We start from the raw sequence: 6,145 nt of genomic DNA on the forward strand, positions 1-6,145 counted from the left end.
CGCGCGGGGATGCGATCGAGAAACTCGATTGGTATTCCTTGCGATGGAAGATCGAGGTCTTCCACAAGATACTCAAATCCGGCTGTAGGGCAGAGGACTCGCAACTGCGGACTGCTCAGCGATTGACGAATCTGATCTCGGTGTTCTGCATTGTGAGCTGGCGCATTTTTTGGATGACGATGCTCAATCGTTCAGCGCCAAATGTCTCACCGGAATTTGCGTTGACCAAAGCTGAAATCCAATTGCTTATCGGCTCGTCAAAGACAAGAATCCAGTCAGCACCCAACGAAAGACATTGTCGCATTATCTCATCAAGATCGCCAGGCTCGGCGGCTATCTCGCCCGCGCCAACGATCCGCCACCAGGGAATCTGATCATGTGGCGCGGACTATCGCGATTCATCGATATCGCAACGGGAGCGAAGCTCTGACTCAAAGATGTGGGTAATCGTAAGACGACGAAGACCGCCTGATTGACGCGTGCGCGCGGGCACAGCGAGCTCTATGATCGGTTGTGTGAACGTCAGGCGGCCTGCAGACCGGCGGTGCTTGGCGGCTGGGCGGAGGAGCTTCCATTCCCATATGTGGACGGCTCCCTCCTTGCAAGATATTGTTCAGTGATTTGACGGATCGCTTGCCTCCATACCGGCCTTTGCATGCGGTCGCACATGACCGCTGGCCAAGATGGGTCCCGCAACGCGTGTTCCTAACAAGGCAGCGACCTCGGAGGGCCACTGGGAATGACGGAGTGTCGCGAGTTTTGGATCGATCGATCGCACCATCTGCTCTTCTCGTGCAAGTTCACAGCATCAGCGCAACAGGGTAGTTTCTGTTCTCACCGTGGTCGCCAATCCTCTATATAGCCTTTGGCTGTTCCTCCATTCGCCGATACGTTTCACCGCTCACCATGAGCTTCCAGGCAACGCGGGCGATCTTGTTGGCAAGCGCCACGGCGAAAAGTTTGGGGCTTTTTCGTTGCACAGATCGGTAAGCTATCGGGAGGCATGTCTGCTTCGACCTGCTCTTACATGCTGAAGAAGAGCGGTCGCGCCGACCACCAATGTGCTCCTCAACATTTCGTCGCCGGCACGTGTGATGACCCCAAGCCTAACCTTGCCGGCCGTCGAATGATCTTTGGGTGTGAGCCCTATCCAAGCGGCAAAATCGCGGCCAGACTTAAACATACGAGGGTCTGGTGTCTTCATCATCAAGAGTGACGCACCAACAGGACCGACACCGGGAATTTTCGCAAGACGCCTGCTGCATTCATCGGCGCGGTGAAGTTCCATTAGCTTTTTCTCGACCGACCTGATTTGCGACAGCAGATCACGATATTCATCACAATGCATGGCAAAAAGCTTCCGAGCAAGCTCCGGCAGCGATTGATCATTCGCTAATCGCTCCATGCGGTTCGATCCTGGCCGCGACGATGCCAAATTCCATGGCAAAGCCGCGAATGGCATTGGCCATCTGTGTCCGATTGCGGATGAGCCTCTCTCGCATTCCAACTAACGTCAGCGCTGCCTGCTGATCTGCGGTTTTTACTGGAACGAACCGCATGGTAGGTCGGCTCGTCGCCTCGAACAGGGCCTCTGCATCCGCCGCGTCATTCTTGCCGCGCTTCACATACGGCTTGGCCAGCTGAGGCGCGATCAATTTCACTTTGTGCCCAAAGGAAGCTAATAGTCTTGCCCAGTGGTGAGCCCCACCGCAGGCTTCAAGAGCAACGATAGTAGGCGCCGCCTTCTCGAAAAACTTTACCATCTCTGGACGCGAGAGCTTCTTGCGCAGGATTGGTTTCTAAGCTGCGTTCACGCCATGCAACTGGAAAACGCTCTTTGACGTATCCATGCCAATTCGGATAATCGTTTCCACGGACGGTCTCCCTCGATTGAGAACTTCAACGAACTCACTCTGGCACATTGCGATGCCGTTGGGAGCCGTCCCCCCCAAGAGGGCGCAGTTCGTGCAGGCGTGACGCGTGAAGATCGGCGATCCGGGCCAGGACCTCGGCGAGACAGGCCTTGGGATCGACGTCGTTGAGGCGACAAGTCGTGATCATCGTCAGCATGATGGCGGCACGGTCGGCGCCACGCTGGCTACCAGCGAAGGTCCAGTTGCGCCTTCCCAAGGCGATGCCTCTCAATGCACGCTCAGCGTCCTGAAGCCTATGAATTACTCAGGCGCTGGGACGACTTCGCCCGCTTCCTCGTCAGGATCTGCTTGACCAACAATTGCGTTCCTCGAGAAGCGGCTTGCTCTTTCGCTGGCGTCTCCTGAACGCGAAAGCCTTTGCTGCGGCGGCGCCGCCCGGAGCGAGATTAGGTTAGGCCCTCTTATCAGCCTGCCGGAATTTAGACGCGGCAGTGCTCAGGGATGCTTCGCCTTTCCGCAGTTGCATCGTCGCGCGCGGGACTACCAGGTGGAAAGACGTCCGGCATCCGCCAGATGTCAGACATACTGCACCAATCTAAGATAATCGTCTGTGAGCACAGGTGAGCGAATAGACCAAGCCGCGTCTTCAAGGAAGGTGGTCAGAGTCCGACTAGCCCGATTGCGGACTTCGACAGATTGCCGAGCCGGCGCGCGAGTACGGAGAGTTGCAAGTTCGGAACTGACCAGGTCAGCCGCTGCTGCGGTGCAATCTGAGGCAGAGAAGCAACCAGCAGACATGACAGCTTTTGCCAGCCCCAATGTTGTGAGCCAACCCGCATAGATCAGCACGGCACCGTCTGTCTCATTGAGCCCAGAGAGCTCCTCAATTGCAGCAGCATGGACTGATGCCGCTCCAACTGACCGAAAGAGATCGGCTACCTCGTCACGTGTGGCTTTAGAGAGGAGGCAGCGGCCGAGATGTGATAGGAGCGCCTCAGTCGGACCTTCGAAGATGCGAAGGATGCGAGCGTCTCGATAGATTTTGGCTAAAGGCGCTCCCTCATCGTAACCACGGCCACCTAACAGCTGGACGCATTGATCAGCGACAAGGCCGCACCACTCCGAGGACAAAACCTTCGTTGCCGACGCAAGGTGGACGTTTGGCGCGCCCTGCGCTGAAACAAGTCGGCAGGATGCGGCCAGCATCGCCTTCACGACTTCCCGCCGCAGCACCATCTGCCCGAATAACTGCTCGATGTAGCTGTTCTCGATCATACGCAGTTTACCGAGCCGGCGATGGCTTGCATAAGAAGCTGCGACCTGGATAGCGCGCTCAAGGGCTCCAAGACCCATAGCAGCCACACCGACACGGCCGCGGTTCATGCTAGATGCCGCCGCGCTCCAGCCGTCTTGATCGCGAGAGAGAACGTAAGAACGCGGCACCTCGACATCGTGGAACTCCAGGGTATTCTGAATGATGCCACGTAGACCGAGTGTGCGATGCTCGTGCGTGACCTTTAGGCCTGTAGCTTGCCTGTCAACGAGTACACCAACGAGCCGACCTTTCGCATCGGGTTCAGACGCGCGCGCAAAGCAAACGATCCAGCGAGCCCAGTCAGCGAGGCCGATCCAGATCTTGCGGCCAGAGATACGAACTTTATCTTCGCGCATGAGAGCCGAAGCCTCTATGTGCCTCGGGGCCGAGCCAGCTCCGGGCTCAGTCAAAGCGAAAGCGCAGAGATCACCGCGTGTTGCACCCCAAATGATATGCTTTTGTTCGGGGACGTGCGGTGCCGCTTGGATGCAGGGCAAGGCCAGGAAGTTATGGATGACGAGGGTAGAGGCAGCGGAGACATCGAAGGATGCAGTGGCGGAGATGAGGTTGATGGCCTCCTGCAAGGGAAGAGCTAATCCGCCGTGCTCTCCTGGTGTGGTGAGCCCGAACAGTCCATGCCTTGCCAATATGCTGTGTAGGGTCGGAGGGAATGCTCGGCGGTCATCCGCGTCTGCGAAATTCAGCTGACTGAGGTCAGCGATCAAACTGGAGTATAGTGCAGCTGCACGGCCTTCGGCTGTGCGTTCCCGCGCCTCGCTGAATTGGGCGTAAACCTGAGTATACATAGCCATAAGGCCCACAATGAACTCGGTCGCGCTTCGTGCCAATTCATCCCCGTGGCTATCTCGGTTACACATTGGTATAGTGTGATGCAAGCGCAGCATAAGCACGTTCGCCGGGACTTGGATTTATTGCTCGCCGCTGCGCGGGCTCTCATCAAGATCAGTCTTGTCAATATGACTATCGGAGGCGCAGGCTGGTAGGGCGAGCCGCTCTCGAAGGGCCGATTGCTTGGCGGGCGACCGACGATGATGGTATGATGTCGTGCAGGCGCAGAATGCGGCGGCCTGAAAGTTTGTCTTGCAGGTGCAGGTAATCTGGGCCGGGCGCGGCGGCGGACGCGCTGATCGTGGCAGGGCTATCACCCATCACTGGCGTTGGCCGCGATCATCAGGCCCTGGTACGATCGGCAGCGCTCACGCTTTGCGATGTGCTCACGCTCTCGGACTAATAGCGTTCGCGGAAATCATGCCCAAGCAAAAACCTAAACCACGATCACGATTGATCCTTTGGCGCAATTTTCGCGGGCCCTTCATTTTCTCAATGTGGCGCCAGGTAGATCACATTCCATGACGCCGGCTTGGGCGTCGCCCGCAACCTCCCGCGGTCAAAGGCCACGCTTTGCAAGGGCGCCGGCTTGACCTTGTCCGGCGTATTCTCGCTATTCGCCGCCATCAGATCATCGTGCCGGAGCTCGAGGCGCTCGTGAACTGTCAGGGGACCGAAGCTTCTGGCCTCGACGCCCACCTCCATCTCCTGCTTTAGATCACGATTGAGCAGAAAGAGCGACAAGCCGCCGCCTTGTTCGGCGACTGCCGCTGTCTTGAGATACGGCACGTCAGGCGCTGGAAAGGTCCCGGCCGGTCTACCGTCAGGATTGTTATACGACGCATAGTCGGCTTCCGTCTCGACTTGCGCGTGCAAAATTCTTCCGCGACCAAAGCGGCTCATATGCGCAAAAGGAAAGAAGATGGTTTGGCGCCATGCACCTCCGCCTGTCTTAGTCATAATCGGCGCGATGACGTTCACGAGTTGCGCCAGGCAGGCAACTCTCACCCGATCGGCGTGATTCAACAGGGAAATGCAGGCGCCGCCGAAGGCGAGCGCGTCCTCCATTGTATAGAGTTCCTCAAGGATCGGGGGGCCACTGGCCAGCGGTCTACCGCCGGGGCAACCTCGTTGCGCGTTCGATACCAGACGTTCCATTCGTCGAAGCTCAGCATAAGACGCTTTTTGGAGCGCCGCTTAGCCGTTAGACGAAGCGGAGCCCATCCGCGAGGACAAAATAAAGCGTACAGTAATTATGGCACTTCCGCAGGATATCTTGTGGTTTTTGTCGATGCGCATTCTCACTGAGGGGTTTCAAATAAGCCTCTGGCCATCAGATGTAAGTGCGAACCAGGAAAGGGCATTTGGGCGCTTGGGACCACGCGTCAGGGCAGGAAAGTAGGCAAGAAGGTCTAAAGCGGGTAGGCGGCACCGGATATGCCCAGACGAAGGGTTCAGACACTCGGCAGAGGCAGTCGTGAGACTCAAATAGCGACAGGCCCACTGCCATCGCAGTGCTGGACCCGTTTCACCTTGGCCGAGCCCCTGTGGCCGCCGAATGAAAAGTCACAAGCAAATTAGGTCTGGGCCCAACGCCGTTCGTACGGATAGGCCGATGGGTTGGGCCTTTGGCGCGGCTTGCTAGGGCTACGTTGCAGGCTCGCCGAAGCAAAACCCTGGCATTCGGGCCAGGGTTTTGCATGGTCATCGACACTTTGACAGAGTGGATCAGAAGTCCATACCGCCCATGCCGGCGCCTGGAGGCATGGCCGGGCCGGCCGCGGCCTTCCTCGGCAGCTCGGCGACCATCGCTTCTGTCGTGATCAGCAGCGCCGCCACCGAGGAGGCGTTCTGGACCGCGATGCGCACGACCTTGGTCGGGTCAATGATGCCCTTGGAGACAAGGTTGCTATACTCGCCTGTCTGCGCATCGAAGCCATAAGAGTACTGCTCGTTGTCCAGGACTTTGCCGACCACGATCGAACCGTCTTCACCGGCGTTGATCGCGATCTGGCGGGCCGGCCAGGACAGCGCTTTTCGCACGATCTCGACGCCGGTTTTCTGGTCGTCGTTCTTGGTGCGCAGGCCTTTGAGCTGCTCGGAGGCC

General features: G+C 57.9%; 3 protein-coding genes and 3 pseudogenes. 1 reads left to right on the plus strand and 5 read right to left on the minus strand.

All coding sequences use genetic code 11. The features are described 5' to 3' along the window. A pseudogene (locus OWC48_RS45610) lies at positions 1-374 on the plus strand (IS4 family transposase); the annotation flags it as partial. Positions 375-854: 480 nt separating this feature from the next. Here the strand turns inward: OWC48_RS45610 and OWC48_RS45615 are convergent. The 5 genes and pseudogenes from OWC48_RS45615 to OWC48_RS45635 all read right to left on the minus strand — a co-directional run. Further along, positions 855-1,793: pseudogene (locus OWC48_RS45615) on the minus strand (IS110 family transposase). A 115-nt stretch (positions 1,794-1,908) separates the two neighbouring features. Further along, a pseudogene (locus OWC48_RS45620) lies at positions 1,909-2,157 on the minus strand (transposase domain-containing protein); the annotation flags it as partial. Positions 2,158-2,450: 293 nt separating this feature from the next. Continuing rightward, a complete protein-coding gene (locus tag OWC48_RS45625; protein ID WP_306664776.1) occupies positions 2,451-4,094 on the minus strand; it encodes an acyl-CoA dehydrogenase family protein in 1,644 nt (547 codons plus the stop codon). 436 nt (positions 4,095-4,530) lie between these two features. Beyond that, positions 4,531-5,106 (minus strand): alpha-L-arabinofuranosidase C-terminal domain-containing protein, encoded by a 576-nt coding sequence (locus tag OWC48_RS45630; protein WP_282525872.1) that lies wholly within the window; start codon positions 5,104-5,106, stop codon positions 4,531-4,533. 660 nt (positions 5,107-5,766) lie between these two features. Beyond that, a partial coding sequence (locus OWC48_RS45635; protein ID WP_282525873.1) for a TCP-1/cpn60 chaperonin family protein occupies positions 5,767-6,145 on the minus strand: 379 nt, incomplete at its 5' end.

Source organism: Bradyrhizobium sp. Arg816 (assembly GCF_029989365.1).
Lineage (GTDB): Bacteria > Pseudomonadota > Alphaproteobacteria > Rhizobiales > Xanthobacteraceae > Bradyrhizobium.